Below are 20181 nucleotides of genomic sequence, written 5' to 3' on the forward strand. Positions count from 1 at the left end.
TGGGTTCTTTAGGATATTTTTAACAAAATAGCAAGCTCTTACTCACGCCCCTGCTTGGCACATTTGTTAAACCACGAAAAGCGAGGCCTGCTGCGCCCGAATGCGCAAAAGAACTTGTCTCTCATAGATCAGTTTGCCACAAACCCATATGACGCAGAGTCCAGATATATTGTGCATCGGTTCGGTGCTGTGGGATGTCATTGGCCGCTCAACCCGTGCCATGCAAGCCGGGTCCGATGTGCCGGGCCGTATTACGCGGTTGCCGGGCGGTGTCGCCATGAATATTGCGATGACTTTAAAGCGATTTGATCTGCATCCGGCACTTTTGTCCGTGGTTGGACAAGATCTTGATGGGCAGGAATTGATTGCGGCCGCAGAAGTTCTGGGGCTCAATACCGAGTATCTCTACCGCTCCCAAGACCTACCGACCGACCGCTATATGGCCATTGAGGGCAGCAACGGCCTAATTGCGGCGATTGCGGATGCCCATTCACTTGAAGCGGCGGGAGACAAGATATTGCGGCCGCTGGCTGACGGACGTCTGGGACGGGCTGAGCAGCCATTTCATGGCTTGATTGCACTTGATGGCAATCTGACCGTGGGGCTTTTGGCGCAGATCGCCGCTTCCCCGCTGTTTGCCCGAGCCGATTTGCGGATCGCGCCGGCCTCTCCGGGCAAGGCGGAGCGATTGTTGCCGCTGCTTGGGCACCCGGGCGCAACGCTTTATGTCAATGTTGAAGAATCGGAGTTGATTTTGGGGCGTGACTTCAGCGACGCGGCCGAAGCGGCCTCGGCATTGGTGGCGCGTGGTGCCAATCGCGCAGTTGTGACCCATGGCCCTAAAGCCGCCGCTAAGGCCGATGGCGACGGCTGCGTTCTGGCCCTGCCGCCTGCTGTTTTGGCCAGCCGTGTCACAGGTGCAGGCGACACATTTATGGCCGCACATATCGCCGCAGAGCTGCGCGGTGCAGGTGCACTGCAGGCGCTGCAAGCCGCCTCAAATGCAGCCGCAGCCTATGTTTTAGGAAAATCAGAGGGATAGATTATGCAACTGACCTATAGCGCCGAGATTGAGGCTATTCGGACCGATGCTGGATTTTCCAAGCCGGTGGTGGCGCTGGAGAGCACGATCATCACCCATGGCATGCCCTATCCGCAAAACTTGGAAGTGGCACGGGCGGTTGAGCAAGAGGTGCGAGACGCAGGCGCCGTTCCGGCAACCATCGCAGTCCTGAACGGTTCGCTGCATATCGGGCTGGATCCGGAGCAATTGACAGATTTGGCACAGGCGCGCGATGTCGCCAAAGTATCGCGCGCAGATATGGCCTTTGTTATGGCACAGGGCAAAAGCGGCGCCACCACGGTGGCCGCCACGATGATTGCAGCGCAGGCGGCTGGCATTGAGGTGTTCGCAACTGGAGGCATTGGTGGGGTGCACCGCGGCGCAGAGCTCACCTTTGACATTTCGGCAGATCTGCGCGAATTGGCGCTCACCGATACTATCGTCGTGGCCGCCGGGGCCAAAGCCATTTTAGATATCCCCAAAACCATGGAAGTCCTCGAAACCTATGGGGTTCCTGTGATCGCCTACGGTCAAGATGTCATGCCGGCCTTTTGGTCGCAACAAAGTGATATCCCTGCCCCGCTGCACTGCGATACACCTCAGCAGATTGCAGCCAGCTTCAGAACGCGCCAAGCCTTGGGCCTGAGTGGCGGTCAATTGATTGCCAATCCAGTTTCCAAGAGCGATGAAATTAGCGCTGAAGAGATAGGCCCGATGATAGAGTTAGCCCTGCACGAGGCCCACGCGCAGCGCATCAGTGCCAAAGCGGTTACGCCGTTTTTGCTCAACCGCATTTTTGAGCTGACCGAGGGAAAATCTCTGCAAACCAATGTTGCTTTGGTGAAAAATAATGCACGGCTGGCCGCTCAGATCGCCAAATCGTGCTGGGAGTTGCCAAAATCATGAAGCGGCACGCAAAAAATCTTGTAACACAAGAGTGTGCTGGCTAAACCACGGGCGACAGGAACATAGGACAATCCATGGAAACGCCACCGGATCACAGACAGAGACGTCAAGGTTGGATGGGCGCAATGCGCTCAAATTTTTTTACCGGGCTGGTGATTATCGCGCCTATTGGGCTCACGGCTTGGTTGATTTGGTCGGTCGTGGGCTGGATCGACGCGCGGGTTTGGGCGATTGTTCCCGACAGCTATCAACCCGATCGCTATATCCAAACACTTTTCAATATTCACCTGAGCGACCAGTATGATATTCGCGGATTTGGTCTTATTGTCTTTTTGTTGTTCACCTTCTTCGTGGGCTGGCTCGGCAAAGGCTTCGTAGGTAGGTCTTTGCTGCGCTGGGCCGAAGGTTTGGTCCGGCACATGCCCGTGGTGCGCACGATCTACAGCGGCGTCAAGCAAATCGCAGAAACAGTCTTTAACCAAAAAAATAGCAGCTTCGATCGCGCGTGTTTAATTGAATATCCACGCAAGGGGATCTGGGTAATCGGCTTCGTCGCCACCACGGCCCGCGGCGAAATTGCCAACCACGCGCCTGATGGCGATCAATTGGTCTCGGTTTTCGTGCCGACAACGCCCAATCCAACCTCTGGTTTTCTTTTGTTTGTCCCAAGCAAGGATATCAAGGAACTGCAGATGTCTGTCGAGGATGCCGCAAAGCTGGTTATATCGGCGGGGCTGGTCTATCCGGAAGACGCCGCGCCAACCACTGAATGACACAGGCTTTTTTCACTGGTTTCATCACTCTGATGTCGCTGATTCTGGCGGTGGGTGCTCAAAATGTATTTATCCTGCGTCAGGGTATTCTCCGTCGGCATGTTTTGCCTCTTTGCCTCTTTGCCGCTGCAAGCGATGCGCTCCTCATTTGGACCGGGGTGGTTGGCTTTGCGATTGTGGCGCAACTGGCACCGGGTATCGCCCATCTTATGACATGGGGTGGCGCATTGTTTTTGGGCGCCTACGGCGTCCTGCGTTTCCGCGCGGCCTATCTTGGGGACTATTGTTTGGAGCTTGGCGAAGGACGGCAGAGTCTTAAAAAGACCCTGATCACACTGGCCGGTTTCACCTTTCTAAATCCGCATGTCTATCTCGACACAATAGGTCTCATCGGTGCTGTATCCGCACAATACGACGCAGACAGCCTGCGGTATGCCTATGCGATCGGTGCCAGCGTCGGCTCATTGGTGTTTTTCTGCGCCTTGGGATTCGGGGCCAGACTCTTGGCGCCGATTATGGGATCCAGCACGGCCTGGCGGGTGCTGGATATTTTGGTTGGCCTAACTATGTGGGCGATCGCAGCAGTGTTGCTGAGCTCTTGAGCCGGGCCATCGTGCCAGTGGGCAAAAAAAACGCCAGCACGAAGCTGGCGTTAAGTTATTGAGGCAGGTTTCATACAGGCAAGAAACCTATCGAGCAGTACGAAGACTATAAACAATCTGTTTAACGGCTCCAAGCTAAAAGTTTGAAAATCTAATATTCCCGCGCTAGCCTGTGGCCACAGCGCGGCAAAATCAAAGGACCGGCCCCCAATGCTACATGGACAAGAGATCAATTCAAAACTTATTGGAGCGGTTTTTGCCGCTGCATTTCTATTGGCCAATTTGGCGGCCGCAGACCCACAGCATGGCATAGCTATGTATGGTGACCCCGCATTACCACATGATTTTGTGTCCCTCCCTTATGCGAACCCAAATGCCCCCAAGGGCGGAACCATTGTGTCCGCAGAAGGCGGCACCTTCACTTCACTCAATCCGCATGTCCGCAAGGGCTCTGTGCCTTGGCAGCTGCGATTTCTGGCCTATGAGAGTTTGATGGGCCGTTCCTATGACGAGCCTTTCACCCTTTACACGCTTCTGGCCGAATCGATTGAGACCGATGAGACCCGCCGCTGGGTCGAATTTTCGCTACATCCAGAGGCCCGATTCTCTGATGGCAGCCCAGTGACCGTTGAGGATGTTATTTGGTCCTATGAAACATTGGGCACCATTGGCCATCCGCGCTACCATGGGCTTTGGAAGAAAATCGAAACGGTAACCCAGACCGGACCACGCAGGGTGAAATTCACCTTTGCGGCTGAGGATCGTGAGTTGGCTCTCTTGGTGGGACTGAGACCAATTTTGAAAAAAGCACAATGGGAGACGGCAGATTTCGAGAACTCCGGCCTTGATATCATCCCCATTTCCAGTGCCCCCTATGTCATTCGCGATTTTGACCCGGGCAACTATGTTCGCCTCATGCGCAACCCAAAGTATTGGGGCAAGGATATTGGGTTTCGGCGTGGCACAAATAACTTTGATGAAATCAGATTGGATTTTTACACCGATGGATCGGTACAGTTTGAAGCATTTAAAGCGGGCGAATCTTCCTCATTTCGAGAGTTGAACGCAGAACGCTGGGAAACCTCTTACGATTTTGAGGCCGTCCAGACGGGGAACATCGTTAAATCGATAATTCCCCACCAGCGCCCAAGCGGCATCACGGGGTTTGTGATGAACACGCGCAAGCCTAAGTTCGCAGATTGGCGCGTGCGCGAGGCTTTGATCGCGGCGTTTAACTTTGAATTCATCAACCAAGCCAATACCGGCGGCCGCCAAGAGCGGATCACCTCCTATTTCTCAAACTCGGTACTGTCGATGGATGCGGGACCGGCCAAGGGCCGGGTACGAGAGATGTTGGAGCCTTATGCAGACAGCCTACTGCCCGGCACGATTGAGGGCTACCGCTTGCCGCAATCGGATGGCAGTGCACGAAACCGCAAGAACATTCGCGCAGCTGATGCTTTGCTGTCTCAAGCGGGCTGGACTGTGCAAAACGGTCTGCGCCGCAACGCCGAGGGCTTGCCCTTTGAGATCAACGTGACCTTGAAACAAGGTGACACCGAAAGCCAATCAATGATGGATATTTATCAACAAGCGCTTGAACGCTTGGGGATCACCCTCATAACCGAGGTGCTGGATTCGGCGCAATATAAAGAACGCGCGCAAGTCTATGACTTTGATATGGCCTATTATCGGCGTGGCTTGTCGCTCAGCCCCGGCAATGAGCAAATGCTATATTGGGGCAGCTACGGGGTGGACCAACCCGGCACCCGCAATTGGATGGGCATGAACTCGCCCGCCGCCGAGGCGATGATCGCAAAATTGGTCGGCTCAAGCAGTCGAGAAAAGTTTCTCGCAGCCGCGAAAGCGCTGGACCGAATTTTAACCGCCGGTCGTTATGTTATTCCAATTCACACGAGTTCTTTCAGCAGATTGGCCCATGTCAAAGAAATCAAATATCCCGAACGCCTACCGATGTATGGCGATTGGATTGGATTTCTGCCGGATGTTTGGTGGTATGAAGCGCAATAAGCGCTGGGGTAGATATTGGAGTAGATCCACAATGAGAAATGCGGTTCTTGCGGAGTTTTTGGGGACAGGTTTTCTATTAGTTTCAGTGGTCGGCAGCGGAATCATGGCTGAGACTCTGGCTGGTGGAAATATTGCTTTGGCGCTATTGGCCAATGCCATTGCAACGGGCTGTATGCTCTATTGCATCATCACCCTATTTGGTGCGGTCTCTGGCGCGCATTTCAACCCCATTGTCTCCCTGGCCTTTGTGTTGCGCGGCGAAATGCCAATCACGCGGGCCTGCGCCTTCATGTCAGCGCAGATTTTTGGCGCAATAACGGGGGTGATCTTGACCCATGCAATGTTTGACCAAAGTTTGTTTCAACTGTCGCAAACCCCGCGGAGTGGTGGGCCGCTTTGGGTGTCCGAAATTTTTGCAAGTTTCGGGCTGCTGCTGATCGTTTTCGGCGGTTTGGCACAAAACTCCAAAGCTATTGCCACAATGGTCGCGCTTTATATCACAGGAGCATATTGGTTCACCGCCTCCACCAGCTTTGCCAACCCTGCGGTCTCCATCGCGCGGGCGCTGTCAGATACCTTTGCAGGCATTGATCCGGCCCATGTGCCAATGTTTATCCTATGCCAAATGATCGGAATGGCCCTGGCGCTTTGGGCCGTAAGGGCAGTATTTAACACCGAAACAGGCGGTTAACCAAGCGAGGTGACCCATAAAATTGTCGCATCTTCCGCGCTTTGCGTCACAACATTATGCCCCATAGAGGCATCGTAGTAGGCGCTATCGCCCCGGCGCATCTCAATCGGTTCGTAGAACTCCGTATATAGCTTAACCACCCCGGTCAGCACATAGAGGAATTCCTCACCATCATGACGCACCCAGCCATCGAATTCTTCCATCGACCGGGCGTGTACCACGGCGCGATAGGGCAACATGCGTTTCTTTGACAGGGAATTGGCTAAAAGCTCATGCTCATATGTGGCGGTGACATGGCTTTGCCCCTCGCCCGCTTTGGTATGGGCCAGGCGGCCGTTGATTTGATTGTTGACCGGTGGGGTAAAGAGCTGTGGCACGGAAATTTCCAAGCCAATGGCAAGCTTTTTTAACGCATCATAGGTCGGAGACATTTGCCCATTTTCGATTTTTGATAGGGTGCTGCGGGCCAGACCTGCTTGGCTCGCGGCTTGCTCTAACGTCCAATTGCGCGCTTTGCGCAATTCGCGCACGCGCAACCCAAGGTTGAGAGGCAATCCATCTTCAGAATTGCCATTTTCACGGGCGATTTGGATAATCGAACTGGGATCATTTTTTGTCATAGGCCCGTCATAAACTGCCCGCACAAGGCTTGCAACCTGGGGTGACGCGCGCTAGCCGAAGCCTATGGATGCTTTGATTGACCTTTCTCCTGCGCCCCCCTGCCCCCAGAACTTCAATCTGGCGGCCTATGTCCTGGCTGCCGCAAATAATACGCCCGGCAAGGTTGCTTTGACCGTCTATGAGGCGGGTGTTGCGCGCAAATACAGCTATGCGCAACTGGCGCGGGCAGTATTTGGCGTGGCCACAGGTCTGCGCCAGGCGGGGATTGCCGCCGGAGACCGTGTTTTGCTGCGCATCGGCAATACTGTCGATTTTCCCGTCTGCTTTTTGGCCCTTGCGGCGCTAGATGCTGTTGCGATGCCATGTTCAATCGCGTTAACGGACCGCGAGGTGCGAGTGCTGCTGGGCAAAACCCAGCCCAAAGCCATGATTTGTGACCCAAGCCATGGCTTGGCGGGGTTTGACGGGCTGACATTGCAGACCCCGCAGCTGCAGGCATTTCAAAATCTTCCCCCGGCCCGGCCGATCCTGGGTGATCCCAATCGCCCCGGCTATATCATCTTCACCTCCGGCACATCCGGCCAGCCGCGCGCCGTTCTGCATGCTCATCGCGCAGTTTGGGCGCGCAGGATGATGTGGACTGGCTGGTATGAGCTGACGCCGCAAGATGTCATGATGCACGCCGGTGCCTTTAATTGGACCTATACATTGGGAACGGGATTGATGGACCCTTGGGCAATTGGAGCCAGTGCTGTCATCCCCAACACGCAAGAGCCCGCCGAATTGTGGCAGATTATGCAGGCGGAAGAGGCGAGCATCTTTGCCGCTGCCCCTGGAATTTACCGCCGGTTGCTGCAACAGTCTTTTGTGCAGCCGCCTCGCCTTACGCCACGGTTTGAGCGCCGGTGATGTGCTGCCGCGGTCGGTGCGCCAAAGCTGGCAAGACCGCACCCAAACCCCGATTTGCGAAGCCTTTGGCATGACCGAATGCTCTACGTTTCTATCGGCGACGCCATCTGCGCCCGAGCATCTTGCCGTGCAACCCGGCCGCAAGATTGCCATCTTTGACGGTGATGACCTGGCCGAGCGTGGACAGATCGGGACCATCTCAGTCGATGGGCGGGATCCGGGCTTGATGCTTGGTTATATTGAGGATGCGGCGATCAACTTGCCCCTGAAAAACGGCTGGTATCACACGGCCGATCAAGGGCAGATGTATGCGGATGGTCGGATTGGCTTTGCCGGGCGCAGCGGGGATATTCTCAATGCCGGTGGTTACCGCGTCGCGCCTCGAGAAATTGAGCAAGTGTTAGAGGCCTGCCCCGGTGTGCAAGAGGTTGGTGTCACCGAAGTTGAGGTGCGCCCGGATGTTTTTGTCATCGCCGCTTTCGTTGTGGTTGAGGACCCCTGCGATCTTGCGCAGATCGACGCACTGGCCGCGCGGGATTTAGCACGCTACAAACAACCTCGCATCGTGCAAAAAGTGCCTGCCTTGCCGCGCAACCCAAATGGGAAATTAATCCGGGCCGCCCTGCCCCAATTGTGGAACTCTGAGTTATGATTAAGCTTGATATCATGTCTGATCCGATTTGCCCCTGGTGCTATATCGGCAAAACCCATCTTGAAAAGGCGCTGGCTGAACACCCAGATCACCCCTTCACGGTGGAATGGCATCCTTTCCAGCTCAATCCAGATATGCCGGCTGAGGGTATGGACCGCCGCGTCTATTTAGAGCGCAAATTTGGCGGCAAAGAGGCCGCGATCAAAGTTTATTCTCAAATTGAGCAAACCGCGGAAGCGCTGGGGCTGCCCATCGATTTTGCCGCCATGAAGCGCACCCCCAATACCATAGATGCCCATCGCCTTATTCATTGGGCCGGGTTGGAGCAAAAGCAAAATGCGGTGGTGGATGCGCTGTTTCAAGCCTATTTCTGCATGGGTATCGACATCGGCAACCGCGAGGCGTTGTGCGACATTGCCGAGGTGATTGGCCTGGAACGAGATGTCATCGCCCGGCTTTTGTCGAGCGATGCCGACCGCGCGATGATCCAAGAGCGTGACGCCCATAGTCGAAAAATGGGCATCACGGCTGTGCCGACATTCATTATTGCCAATCAACATGCTGTGCCTGGCGCGCAACCGCCAGAGGTCTGGACGTCCATCATTTCTGAGCTTCAGGGGCAATTGGCCGAAACCTAGGCTTTGCGTTTCGCTTCTGCGGCCACAAGCGTGGCAAGATCCTTGGCAATGGCGAAGGCGCCTTTGATTTTGTCGGATGTACGGCCCCAATCTCGGCGCACAACAACCTTGTTGTCACGGATTTTTGCAAGACCGCGTTGATCTTCCAAGAAAGCCACCAAACCGCCGGGCGAGGCAAATTTATCATTGTGAAACTGTATGGTCGCCCCTTTTGGCCCGCCGTCCAGTTTGGCGATCCCGGCTTTGCGGCACATGGCTTTAATGCGCACGATGAGCATCAACGTATTGACCTCTTTGGGCAGAGGCCCAAACCGGTCGATCAGCTCGGCTGCGAAGCCTTCCAGCTCAACTTTTGTCGCAAGAGACGACAACCGACGATACAAGCCCAAGCGCACATCCAGATCCGGCACATAGGCCGCAGGGATCAGGACGGACACCCCAAGGTTTATTTGCGGCGCCCATTGGTCATTATCCAGATTGGCTTCGGTCTCGCCCGACCTGATCTTGGCAATCGCGTCTTCCAGCATTTGCTGATAGAGTTCATAGCCCACGTCCCGCATTTGACCTGATTGCTCTTCGCCTAAAAGATTGCCGGCGCCGCGAATGTCCAAATCTTGGCTGGCGAGAGTGAAGCCCGCCCCCAAAGAATCCAGTGAGCCCAAGACTCGCAGGCGTTTTTCGGCGGTGGGCGTGAGTTTGGCACGCGGTTTGGTGGTCAAATAGGCAAAGGCCCGCGTTTTGGAGCGCCCGACCCGACCACGGATTTGATAAAGTTGTGACAGGCCGAACATATCTGCGCGGTAAATAATCATCGTATTGGCAGTGGGAATATCCAGACCAGATTCCACGATGGTTGTGGCCAAAAGCACATCATATTTGCCGTCGTAAAATGCATTCATCTTATCATCTAATTCGCCCGCCGGCATCTGCCCATGTCCCACAACGACCGAAACTTCCGGCACATGCTCGCGCAAAAATGCCTCCATGTCGGGGATATCTTGAATGCGCGGCACCACAAAAAAGCTTTGCCCGCCGCGATAATGCTCGCGCAATAGCGCCTCTCTCAGGGTGATGGTGTCAAACTCGCTGACATAGGTTCGAATGGCCAGCCGATCGATGGGCGGTGTGCCAATGATGGATAGGTCTCGTACACCGGTCAAAGACAATTGCAAGGTCCGTGGGATAGGTGTGGCCGTCAGAGTGAGCACATGCACGTCAGAGCGCAATTGTTTGAGCTTTTCCTTATGCCCCACGCCGAAGCGTTGTTCCTCGTCAATGACCAAGAGCCCAAGGTTTTTGAAACGAACCTGATCTGCGAGCACCGCATGGGTTCCGATCACAATATCGACTGTGCCGCGGGCCAGCCCGTCTCGGGTTTCATTGGCCTCTTTGGCCGAGACAAAACGCGACAGTTGCCGGATCTCGAGCGGAAAGCCGCGAAACCGCTCGGCAAAGCTTTTCGCGTGTTGACGCGCAAGAAGCGTCGTCGGTGCGACCACGGCCACTTGCAAACCACTACAGGCCGCCACAAATGCCGCCCGCATCGCAACTTCAGTTTTGCCAAACCCAACATCGCCACAAATCAACCGATCCATCGGGCGGCCGGTGCCCAGATCTTCTATCACATCAGAAATGGCGTTCAATTGGTCGTCGGTTTCTTGATACGGAAAACGTGCACAAAAACTGTCCCACATGCCCAAAGGTGGATCTACCAGCGGCGCTTTGCGCAACGCACGTTCGGCTGCCACACGAATGAGCTTTTCTGCCATTTCACGGATGCGTTCTTTGAGGCGCGCTTTCTTTGCTTGCCACGCGCCGCCGCCCAAACGATCCAAAAGGCCTTCGTCATGGCCATAGCGTGACAAAAGCTCAATGTTTTCCACCGGCAAATAGAGTTTGGAATTTTCGGCATATTCGAGCAGCAGGCATTCATGATCGGCACCCGCTGCACTGATAATCTCCAGAGCTTTGAACCGTCCCACCCCGTGATCCACATGCACCACCAAATCGCCCGGGCTCAAACTTTGAGTTTCGGTGAGGAAATTGTCGGCCCGTTTGCGCTTTTTCGTGCTGCGCACCAAACGATCACCCAGAATATCCTGCTCAGAGATCACCAGGAGATCATCGGTTTCAAAGCCATGTTCCAGCGGCGAGACCGCCAGATATGTGCCGGCGCCGCGCAGGCCTTTTATATTGCTGATCTCAATCAGCTCCCCATGCCCCTCATCTTGCAACAGGCCCGACAGTCGCTCTCGGGCGCCCGTCGAGTAGGACGTAATCACTACAGGCCTGGCGGCGCGCTTGTTCTTAATATGGTCAGAGACCGCACCAAAGAGGCTCAGGGCCTCGTTCTGACGCTCAGGCGCAAAATTGCGGCCAAGCCGCGCGCCCGCATCCAGGACATTCAACCCCGTCGGTTGGGGCAAAACCGATAGGGCAACCTGCCGCCGCCCTGCCAAGGCCTCCTGCCAGGCGGAATCATTGAGATAAAGCAATTCTGGCGGCGCGGGTTTGTAGACCGTATCTAAACGCCCCTTTTGCGTGAATGCGGTTTTGCGCGCATCATATTGATCTGCAATGGTGTCCCAGCGGGCCAAGCGCGCTGGGGTCGATTGATCATCCAGAATAACCGTCGCATCGGGCAAGTAGTCAAACAGCGTGTCCATTTCTTCGTAAAAGAACGGCAGCCAATGCTCCACCCCTTGATGCTTTCGGCCGGCTGAAATGGCCTCATAGAGCGGATCATCGGTGCCTGCGGCGCCAAACTCAATGCGGTAGTTTTGTCGAAACCGCCGAATTGAGGCCTCATCTAGGATCACTTCTGACACGGGGGACAATTCAACCTTCTCAAGCGATTTCACTGTGCGCTGCGTTGCCGGATCAAATTGGCGAATGCCGTCTAGCGTATCGCCAAAAAAATCCAGACGGATTGGTTCAGACAGGCTGGGTGGGAAAATGTCGATAATGCCCCCCCGGATAGAATAATCTCCCGGCTCCATAACGGTTGGCGTTTGCGTGAAACCCATGCGCACCAGAAAAGCCCGCAGGGCTTGTTCGTCCACGCGGCTGAGCACCCAGGCGCGAAAGACCGCCGACTCAAGTGTCGCGCGCGCAGGCACGCGCTGGCTGGCGGCCGAAAGCGTGGTCAAGACAACATAGGACTTGGGCATTTGCGCAAGAAAACTGGCCAGGCTCGACATGCGCTGGGCACTGATATCAGCATTCGGCGATACGCGGTCAAACGGCAGACAGTCCCAAGCGGGAAAATGAAAGACGGGCAGCTCAGGGGCAAAAAACTCCAAAGCGGCCCGCATCGCCTGTAGACGATGGGCATCGCGCGCGACATGGATGACCCCGCTCTGCTGCGCTTCTTTGCTTACAATGGTCGCGTCAAAGCCCTCGGGGGCGCCGCTCATCAAGATGTAGTTGGATGTCATATCAGCCTGTCAAACCTTTTGTCTTATCAGTGTGTCAAGACCTCGAACCCGTGGCCAAATACCCCGGCGCAGAAAATAGCCGCGGCGCCTGTGGCATAGATCTTTAGATGCAGCTTTTTCAGATCTTTGATCGATGGCTCAAGCTCCTGATGATCAGCGCATATGGTCTGCGCCGTGCGATAACCCAATCGGAAAATCACCAATTCTGGGAGGATCAAAAGACTAGCGGCGGCACAGAGTTCAATCTGGTAGACAAACCCCAACATGAAGAGCACCGATACCAAAAACGACAGGGCGACCACAACGGCGAGCGGCGCTTGCTGGGCTGTATCAACCCTGCGTCGGGCGCGCCACTTTACAATCGTAAAAAGCTGCCCCCTGTCTTTGGATTGAAGGCAATCAACAGGCACTCCAAGGACTTGAGCACCATGCCAAAACCATTGCAACACAATAAGGGACCAAAACCATCCGCTGCCAAAGGCATCCCATGAAAGAAGTTCAATGAGGCTCATTAAGGGTCACTTGAATTTGGAATTTGCATTTTTTCTCTGCTACACCTAAGCCGATCAGAAGAAAACCCAAACTATCTATGTAAATGAGGTTCCAGTCATGGCGTGTTTTCAAAACCAAGCCCCCTTTCCTGCCCTGCGTCCTCGGCGGCTGCGGGCCTACCCTGCACTGCGGGCGATGGTGCGCGAAACAAATCTCAGCCCCGATGATTTGATTTGGCCCATCTTTGTCATGGCGGGAGAAGATAGCCACGAACCCGTGAGCTCTATGCCTGGTGTCAGTCGCCATACGGTTGATCGGTTGCCCGCTTTGGCGGCGACGGCCCATAGGCTCGGCATTCCTGCAATCTGCATTTTTCCATATACCGACCCGGCATTAAAAACCGAAGATTGCAAAGAGGCTTGGAATCCTGACAACCTGTCCAATCGGGCCATTCGAGCGATCAAAGATGCTGTTCCTGACGTCATGGTCATGACAGATATTGCGCTAGATCCTTATAATATCAACGGCCACGATGGCATCGTGCGGGACGGTGAGATCATTAACGACGAAACTGTGGCCGCTCTGGTCAAAATGGGCGTGGCACAGGCCCAATCGGGTGCCGATATTCTTGGACCGTCTGATATGATGGATGGGCGCATCGGTGCTTTGCGTACCATGTTGGAGCAAAACTCCTTCCAAAACGTCAGCATATTGAGCTATTCTGCCAAGTTTTCTTCAGCTTTTTATGGTCCATTCCGCGATGCCGTTGGGGCCACGGGTGCGCTCACGGGCGACAAAAATACCTATCAAATAGATCCGGCAAACAGCGACGAAGCCCTGCGGATGATCGCGCGGGATTTGTCTGAAGGGGCAGATATGGTCATGGTCAAACCCGGCATGCCCTATTTGGATATTTGCCATCGGGTGAAGAGCGAATTTGGCGTTCCCACATTCGCCTATCAGGTGTCTGGAGAATATGCGATGCTGCAGGCGGCGGTGCAAAATGGTTGGCTTGATGGGCGCCGGGTCATGTTCGAGAGCCTCATGGCTTTTAAACGTGCCGGATGTGACGGGATTTTGACCTATTTTGCGCCAGAGGTTGCCGAAATCTTAAACGCCGCAAAGTGAACCTGGGGACCCTAGTGACAGCCATCGGGAATTGGTGTAAATTTGAAAGCAGATCCGAAAAATCGGACAGATACAGGTGGAGCTCCCATGACACAGACAACACGACGCAATTTCTCACTTGGCCTTCTTGCCCTCGGCAGCACAACGGCCTGTTCAAATGCAATCGGGTCCAATAAGGCACCGCAAATTGACGTGGCCGTAGAGACAAGTTTGCAGGTGATGTTTGACACCTACCCCGGCACCCAGCAATTGGCCAAGAACGCGACCGGCATGTTGGTCATGCCTTTGATTACCGAAGCCGGTTTTGGCTTGGGTGGCAGTTTTGGCCGTGGTGCACTGAAGGTTGGAGATTCCAACGTGGATTACTATTCTGCGGCAGGGGCCAGCGCAGGGTTGCAAGTTGGCGCGCAGCAATATTCACATGTTCTATTTTTCATGACCGATGACGCATTGGCCGGGTTTAGATCGTCACCGGGCTGGGTAGCCGGAGCAAATGTTGAATATGCATACCGCGATCAAGGCGACTCCTTCGCAGCCGACACTACCACCACGTTTAATCCCGTGATTGCAGTGGTCTTCGCACAGGCTGGGCTGCGCCTCGGCGCCACCCTTGAAGGGACAAAATATACGCGGATAATACCATAAAATTTTGATAATAAATAACATTAAGTCCGAAATGCAGGGCGATTCGCCAAGCTGCCAGTGAAAGTACCCTATGGATCGCATATTTGTATGGCTCATGCGTCTCATTCTCAGCCTGGCTGTCCTAGGAGCCTTGTTTTTTGCTTTCAGCTGGTATGTGTTGTCGAGATCCCTGCCGGAATACACCAAGACCGTGCAGCTCGAGCAGCTTATTGCCCCGGTCGAAATTGTGCGCGATACCGCCAATGTGCCGCATATTTTTGGCAAAAATGATCACGACACGCTGTTTGCCTTGGGCTATGCCCATGCCCAAGATCGTCTGTGGCAAATGACAATGCTGCGTCGAACGGCGCAGGGGCGGCTCTCAGAACTTTTTGGCGAGGCCACTCTACCGATTGATATGACAGTGCGGCGCTTGGCTATCTATAGTGCCGCCCGTCAATCTCTGTCGGCTCTTCGGCCTGATACGCTTGCGAAACTGGATGCCTATGCTCTTGGGGTAAACGCCAGGCTCAGTGAAATAAATGAGAGTGCGCTGGGGCGTGGAGCGCCTGAATTTTTTATATTTTACAACGCGATATCGCCCTGGACTGCAGCCGATAGCCTGGCGATTGTCAAGCTCATGGGGATTCAGCTCTCCAGTCATATGCAACAAGAAGTGCTGCGTGCGCGGGCGTCTTTGATCATAGATGGTGATCGCATTAAGGATTTACTTCCTGATATGCCGGGCAATAGCCAAGCTGATCTAATCGATTTTACGCGGCTATTTCCAGATCTATCACCCATTAAAACCTCATTGTCACGATCGCGCTCAGCCCTCTCGCCGTTCAAACCCATAGCCCTTGCGGGGGCATCGAATGCTTGGGCTGCCCTGCCCGGACGCAGTGCCTCACGCGGGACGCTTCTGGCCAATGATCCACATCTCGAACTCACCGCGCCCTCAATTTGGTATCTTGCGCGGCTTGAGCTCTCGACGGGCGGCGTCATTGGTGGCACCATTCCCGGCCTCCCATTGGTTTTGGTTGGACGCTCGGCAAAACTTGGCTGGGGACTAACCAGCTCAAATCTCGATGATACGGATGTTTTTATCGAAAAGCTTAACCCACTGGATCCGAGTGAATATAAAACACCAAAGGGCTACAAACGCTTTGTGAAAAAACAAAGCATTGTTCGGATTAAAGACAAATCACCCGTCACGTTGGAAATGTTCTGGACCGAAAATGGCCCGGTTTTGCCTGGAAGCCACGCCAACCTCGAAACTGTGACCCCTGCCGGTCACGTCACATCGGTGGCTTGGACGCTCCTTTCCAGCCAGGACACATCCGTAGAAGCTGGCTTTGATCTGATGGCCGCGCAATCGGTGCAGGAAGGTTTGGTCGCATCGCGCGGTTTTGTGGCCCCAAGTCAGATACTCACTTTGGCAGATTCCAAACAGATTGCGATGCGCACCATAGGTGCCTTACCCAAACGCGATCCGCGCCATCAATCCAAAGGCCGCCTCCCAAGCGCCGGCTGGCTGGCGCAAAACCGCTGGCAGGGCGTGTTCGATCCATCAGTAAATCCTGTTTTTCTAAACCCCGCCAGTGGTATTTTGGGCCATACCAACAATAAATATACCGACCGCAGCTTTCCTGAACACATCAGTTTTGACTGGGGTGACAGTCAAAGGGTTCAGCGAATGACGCGCCTGTTGCAAACCCGAGAGGCCCATACCCGCGACAGTTTCATAGAAGCGCAATTGGACAGCGTATCACCCGCCGCGCGCACGCTTCTTCCGCTAATTGGAGAAGAGCTTTGGTATCAATCACAATCCGAGCCAACCGATAGCCCGGCCAGCAGACGTCAAACCGCCTTGGATCTTTTGGCAAATTGGAACGGTGAGATGAACGAACACCTACCAGAGCCCTTGATCTACGCCGCCTGGCTTCGTGCCTTGCATAAGCGTCTCATAGTCGATGAGCTTGGCCCGTTGCATGAGGCCTTCACCCATGCGGAGCCGCTCTTCATTGAGCGGGTTTTTCGCGATGTGGCAGGAGCCGGTATTTGGTGTGACGTGGTGCAATCGCGCAAGGTGGAGAGCTGCGCTAAGATGTCTCGTTTGGCTTTGGATGATGCGCTTGCCGAATTGGTCGAGACCTACGGCAGCGAAATCACTGCGCTGCGTTGGGGCGAGGCGCATCAAGCCACACATGATCACCCTGTTTTGGGCGATGTTCCAATCTTGAAGTGGTTTGTAAACATTCGGCAATCGACCTCTGGTGGAGACCATACCCTACAACGCGGCAAAACCAGCGGCACCGGGCCAAACCCCTATCTTAACGTCCATGCAGGCGGCTATCGTGGGGTCTATGATTTTGCCGATCCGGACAGCTCTGTTTTTATCATTTCAACCGGACAAAGCGGTCATCCCCTGTCGCGGCATTACGACAATCTGGGCGAATTATGGCGCCGCGGGGAATATGTGCCCATGACATTGGATGAAACTTTGGCCCGCGCTGGTGCAACCGGCCTTACGACCCTGACACCAATTTTGGACCAAACAGATCGCTAAAGGCCTTCTTTTGCCGTGCTGTCCATGAGATTGACAGCGAAAAACCCTCTTGAGTTTGTTGCTCCGCGCTGACCAATCCTTGCTCGAACAACCAGGCCCGCGCGCGACCTTCCTCAAAGCCAAGTGAAAGCTTTGATTGGGTTTGATCAGGTGTCAACCGTCTCGATACAGCGTCCAAAAATTCAGGCACACCTGCGCCGCTCAACGCTGAGGTGATATAGACATTATCCGCCCGCTCCGCCGCATTTTGCAGCGCTTCTAAGGCGCTCGGGCCCAAGATATCGCTTTTGTTCCACATCTCGATGCGCGGCACGTCGCGGTCCAGGCCCAAAGTCTCTAGAATCGTGTTCACATCCTGCGCTTGCTCGGCGGTTTCGGGATGGGCGATGTCGCGCACATGTACCACCAATTGCGCAGCGGTCACCTCCTCCAATGTCGCACGGAAGGAGGCCACGAGCTCGGTCGGAAGATCAGAAATAAAACCCACCGTGTCTGATAAGATCACATCCATGCCACTGGGCAATTTCACCGCACGCATCGTGGGATCAAGCGTGGCGAAGAGCATATCTTTGGCCAAGACCTTGGCCCCGGTCATATAGTTGAACAATGTGGATTTGCCGGCATTGGTATAGCCCACAAGCGCCACGATCGGATAAGGCACCTTCGCCCGTGCCGATCGGTGCAACTCACGGGTTTTTACCACTTTATCGAGTTGTTTTTGCAACCGCACCAATTGTATATCAATAGCCCGCCGATCCGATTCAATCTGCGTCTCGCCTGGTCCGCCCACGAAACCAAGCCCGCCCCGTTGGCGCTCCAAATGGGTCCAAGCGCGCACCAAACGTGTTCGTTGATAGCTTAGGGCAGCCATTTCGACCTGCAAAACTCCCTCGCGTGTGCGCGCACGATCAGAAAAAATCTCAAGGATTAATCCAGTGCGATCAAGAATTTTAACGCTCCAATCTTTCTCGAGGTTGCGCTGCTGCACGGGCGAGACATGCCCATCTATGAGCACGAGCTCTATCTCTGCGGCTTTGAACAGCTCGGCCAGCTCTGAAATTTTTCCCTTGCCAAACAGCTTTCCCGGATGGGCGCGCGGCAAGCGTACGATTGTTTCGCCCATCACTTCGAGCCCAGGAAGCGCATGGGCCAAAGACACAGCTTCAGCCAAAGCATCCTGCGCCGCACGGGCGGAATAATCAGTTTTTATGTCGGGATGTAAAACCCAGGCGTGGGTCTCATGCACATCTGGCGTATTGCCCATATTGCCTATTCTTCACCGTCATAAAGCGAAATTGGCTGCGCTGGCATAATGGTCGAAATCGCGTGTTTGTACACCAATTGCGATGCTCCATCACGGCGCAAGAGGACGCAGAAATTGTCAAACCATGTCACGACGCCTTGAAGTTTCACACCATTGATCAAAAATATGGTGACAGGAACCTTGGTCTTGCGCACTTGATTGAGAAATGCGTCTTGTAAATTTTGTTTATCGGAAGCCATTTGCTAAGCCCTCTTTCTTGCGGGGACACACAAAATTACACCCCGAGATCAGGAGTATGAAGTGGTTTTTCATCAATTTCCAGTAGCAAACTGGCATAAATTGCCGCATCAGCGATAAATATCGGGATTTAACAAGGCCAAGATTGCCAAAACCTCAAGCCGGCCCAGAACCATCGCAGCGGCTAAGGTTAGTTTTGCCTGCGTTGGAAGCGCCATGACCAGCGTCTGAGCACCTCCACCGGTCGGCAAAAGCGGACCCGTATTGGTGACTGTGGCCAATGTGAGGTATAAGGCTTCTTTCACCGGGCTGCCTGAAACCGTTAACGCCAAGGTGATGGCCCCCAGCACCAAAATGAACAGCACCAAAAACACGCAAGCCAACATCGCGCTATGATGGTCGTGCGAGCGGCTCTCTATCTGCCCCGACATAACCTGTGATGGCGTAATGAGGCGATTGACCTCCGCGCGGCTGTGACCAGCCAAGATAAAAATGCGTAGGAGTTTTATGCCCCCCGCTGTTGTCGCCACACCGCCGCCAATCATGGCCAGCCCGACCAGGATGATTTCCACCGGATCCAAGTTTACGATCCCAGACGGAAAATAGTCGGATGTCAGCCCCGTTGTAGTCAAGAATGAAAGGCTTGTAAAAAATGCGCCCCAGATCAGCTCAAGACGCGGGCGAAGGCCCTCCAGACCCTGCGCCCCTTGGGCGATGAGGACCAAACTTGCAAAAAGAACCAAGCCAGCGGCCATGCGAAGTTCTCGATCTTCGGTCACGCGCCATTTGCGCGCCCGGGCAAAGACGGTTGAGAAGGTTGAACGTGACAGGGCAAACAGCATCACTACTGCCAAAATACCCTCTCCAGTGATGCCGCCCGCGCCAGTATGTCCTGGAATTTCAATTCCAAAGGTCGCAATCGTCGCCATGGCCCGTAAGATAGCATAGCTGGGATCCCCGCTGACGATCAAAAGCATTAATGCCGCTGCCAGGGTGATCCAAAGATAGACCGGCCCTAAGCGCAGCGCTTCGCGCCAGAATTTCTCTGCCGGTAGTCGCCCTCCGGAGCGACGCGCAGTTCGCGATTGGGTCATCGCCTCCCCACAGGCACTGAGGTGTTCAAACCCCCCCAGATTGAGCGGTGCGAAGATCGACCAGGCGAACACCCAAATCAAAAACCCACTGGCCCAGCCCAAACTGACCCGCCAAATGACCAATGTCTCGCTCAAACTGCCAGGCGCAAAGACCGGAAGACCGGTTGTCGTCACGGTGCTGACGATATCGAGATAGGCATCAATGAACTGGCCTGTTCCGCTGACTTCATAAAGCGGAATGGCCAAAAGGGCTGGAAAGCCCAGGAAAAAGGCAATTAAAGACCATAGCTGCGCACGGCGGTGCACTGGAAAAACAGTCCCTTGCAGCGAAAACCTCAAAAAAGTTAGGCCAAAGAGCCCCAAGAGCACCGCATAAAAAAAGCTGCGCCCCTTGTGGGAATCCCCAGATATAAACCCATGCAGAGATGGTATCATCAGCATCACAATTAA

18 protein-coding genes are annotated in these 20181 nt (G+C 54.4%); 12 read left to right on the top strand and 6 right to left on the bottom strand.

Annotated features, from left to right (window positions below; translation table 11 throughout):
* The first annotated feature begins 148 nt into the window (after positions 1-148).
* The 6 genes from ABLW18_RS00785 (at position 149) to ABLW18_RS00810 (ending at position 6066) form a co-directional block, all read left to right on the top strand.
* On the top strand, positions 149-1042 hold the full coding sequence (locus ABLW18_RS00785) for a PfkB family carbohydrate kinase (RefSeq protein WP_347822999.1): 894 nt from the start codon (positions 149-151) through the stop codon (positions 1040-1042).
* Positions 1043-1969 (top strand): pseudouridine-5'-phosphate glycosidase, encoded by a 927-nt coding sequence (locus ABLW18_RS00790; RefSeq protein WP_347823237.1) that lies wholly within the window; start codon positions 1043-1045, stop codon positions 1967-1969.
* A gap of 74 nt (positions 1970-2043) precedes the next feature.
* Positions 2044-2742 carry a DUF502 domain-containing protein gene (locus tag ABLW18_RS00795; RefSeq protein WP_347823000.1) on the top strand — a complete coding sequence of 233 codons (699 nt, stop codon included), beginning with the start codon at positions 2044-2046 and terminating at the stop codon, positions 2740-2742.
* Positions 2743-2774: 32 nt separating this feature from the next.
* Positions 2775-3344, top strand: a complete 570-nt coding sequence (locus ABLW18_RS00800; RefSeq protein WP_347823001.1) for a LysE family transporter — start codon at positions 2775-2777, stop codon at positions 3342-3344.
* A 210-nt stretch (positions 3345-3554) separates the two neighbouring features.
* Positions 3555-5375 (top strand): extracellular solute-binding protein, encoded by a 1821-nt coding sequence (locus tag ABLW18_RS00805; protein ID WP_347823002.1) that lies wholly within the window; start codon positions 3555-3557, stop codon positions 5373-5375.
* A 31-nt stretch (positions 5376-5406) separates the two neighbouring features.
* Entirely contained in the window at positions 5407-6066 is a 660-nt protein-coding gene (locus ABLW18_RS00810) for an aquaporin (RefSeq protein ID WP_347823003.1), read from the top strand.
* Here ABLW18_RS00810 and ABLW18_RS00815 read toward each other — a convergent pair.
* A complete protein-coding gene (locus tag ABLW18_RS00815) occupies positions 6063-6686 on the bottom strand; it encodes an XRE family transcriptional regulator (protein ID WP_271486067.1) in 624 nt (207 codons plus the stop codon). The two genes, ABLW18_RS00810 and ABLW18_RS00815, sit on opposite strands and share 4 nt — an antisense overlap.
* Before the next feature lie 64 nt (positions 6687-6750).
* Here ABLW18_RS00815 and ABLW18_RS00820 point away from each other — a divergent pair, with 64 nt between their 5' ends.
* The 3 genes from ABLW18_RS00820 to ABLW18_RS00830 are packed head-to-tail and all read left to right on the top strand — an operon-like array spanning position 6751 to position 8886.
* The gene (locus ABLW18_RS00820; RefSeq protein WP_347823004.1) at positions 6751-7596 is read left to right on the top strand and encodes a class I adenylate-forming enzyme family protein; all 846 of its coding nucleotides are present in this window, start codon (positions 6751-6753) and stop codon (positions 7594-7596) included.
* The gene (locus ABLW18_RS00825; RefSeq protein WP_347823005.1) at positions 7583-8248 is read left to right on the top strand and encodes a hypothetical protein; all 666 of its coding nucleotides are present in this window, start codon (positions 7583-7585) and stop codon (positions 8246-8248) included. Before ABLW18_RS00820 ends, ABLW18_RS00825 begins: the two co-directional genes overlap by 14 nt.
* Complete coding sequence (locus ABLW18_RS00830) at positions 8245-8886, top strand: DsbA family oxidoreductase (protein WP_271486063.1); 642 nt, start codon at positions 8245-8247, stop codon at positions 8884-8886. The genes ABLW18_RS00825 and ABLW18_RS00830 overlap by 4 nt, the downstream gene beginning before the upstream one ends.
* Here ABLW18_RS00830 and mfd read toward each other — a convergent pair.
* Complete coding sequence (gene mfd / locus ABLW18_RS00835) at positions 8883-12323, bottom strand: transcription-repair coupling factor (protein ID WP_347823006.1); 3441 nt, start codon at positions 12321-12323, stop codon at positions 8883-8885. The two genes, ABLW18_RS00830 and mfd, sit on opposite strands and share 4 nt — an antisense overlap.
* Before the next feature lie 26 nt (positions 12324-12349).
* On the bottom strand, positions 12350-12835 hold the full coding sequence (locus tag ABLW18_RS00840) for a hypothetical protein (RefSeq protein WP_347823007.1): 486 nt from the start codon (positions 12833-12835) through the stop codon (positions 12350-12352).
* 97 nt (positions 12836-12932) lie between these two features.
* Here ABLW18_RS00840 and hemB point away from each other — a divergent pair, with 97 nt between their 5' ends.
* From hemB to ABLW18_RS00855, 3 genes are all read left to right on the top strand, one after another.
* Positions 12933-13943 (top strand): porphobilinogen synthase, encoded by a 1011-nt coding sequence (gene hemB, locus ABLW18_RS00845; protein WP_347823008.1) that lies wholly within the window; start codon positions 12933-12935, stop codon positions 13941-13943.
* Positions 13944-14030: 87 nt separating this feature from the next.
* On the top strand, positions 14031-14588 hold the full coding sequence (locus ABLW18_RS00850) for a YSC84-related protein (RefSeq protein ID WP_347823009.1): 558 nt from the start codon (positions 14031-14033) through the stop codon (positions 14586-14588).
* A gap of 70 nt (positions 14589-14658) precedes the next feature.
* The gene (locus tag ABLW18_RS00855; protein ID WP_347823010.1) at positions 14659-17136 is read left to right on the top strand and encodes a penicillin acylase family protein; all 2478 of its coding nucleotides are present in this window, start codon (positions 14659-14661) and stop codon (positions 17134-17136) included.
* Here ABLW18_RS00855 and hflX read toward each other — a convergent pair.
* The 3 genes from hflX to ABLW18_RS00870 all read right to left on the bottom strand — a co-directional run bounded on the left by hflX (position 17096) and on the right by ABLW18_RS00870 (position 20166).
* A complete protein-coding gene (gene hflX / locus ABLW18_RS00860) occupies positions 17096-18400 on the bottom strand; it encodes a GTPase HflX (RefSeq protein WP_347823011.1) in 1305 nt (434 codons plus the stop codon). The genes ABLW18_RS00855 and hflX overlap by 41 nt on opposite strands.
* A gap of 5 nt (positions 18401-18405) precedes the next feature.
* A complete protein-coding gene (gene hfq / locus ABLW18_RS00865; RefSeq protein ID WP_044049882.1) occupies positions 18406-18639 on the bottom strand; it encodes an RNA chaperone Hfq in 234 nt (77 codons plus the stop codon).
* A 108-nt stretch (positions 18640-18747) separates the two neighbouring features.
* The gene (locus tag ABLW18_RS00870; protein WP_347823012.1) at positions 18748-20166 is read right to left on the bottom strand and encodes a potassium transporter TrkG; all 1419 of its coding nucleotides are present in this window, start codon (positions 20164-20166) and stop codon (positions 18748-18750) included.
* Between the last annotated feature and the right edge of the window lie 15 nt (positions 20167-20181).

Origin of the sequence: uncultured Planktomarina sp., assembly GCA_943788425.1 — a bacterium.
Lineage (GTDB): Bacteria > Pseudomonadota > Alphaproteobacteria > Rhodobacterales > Rhodobacteraceae > Planktomarina.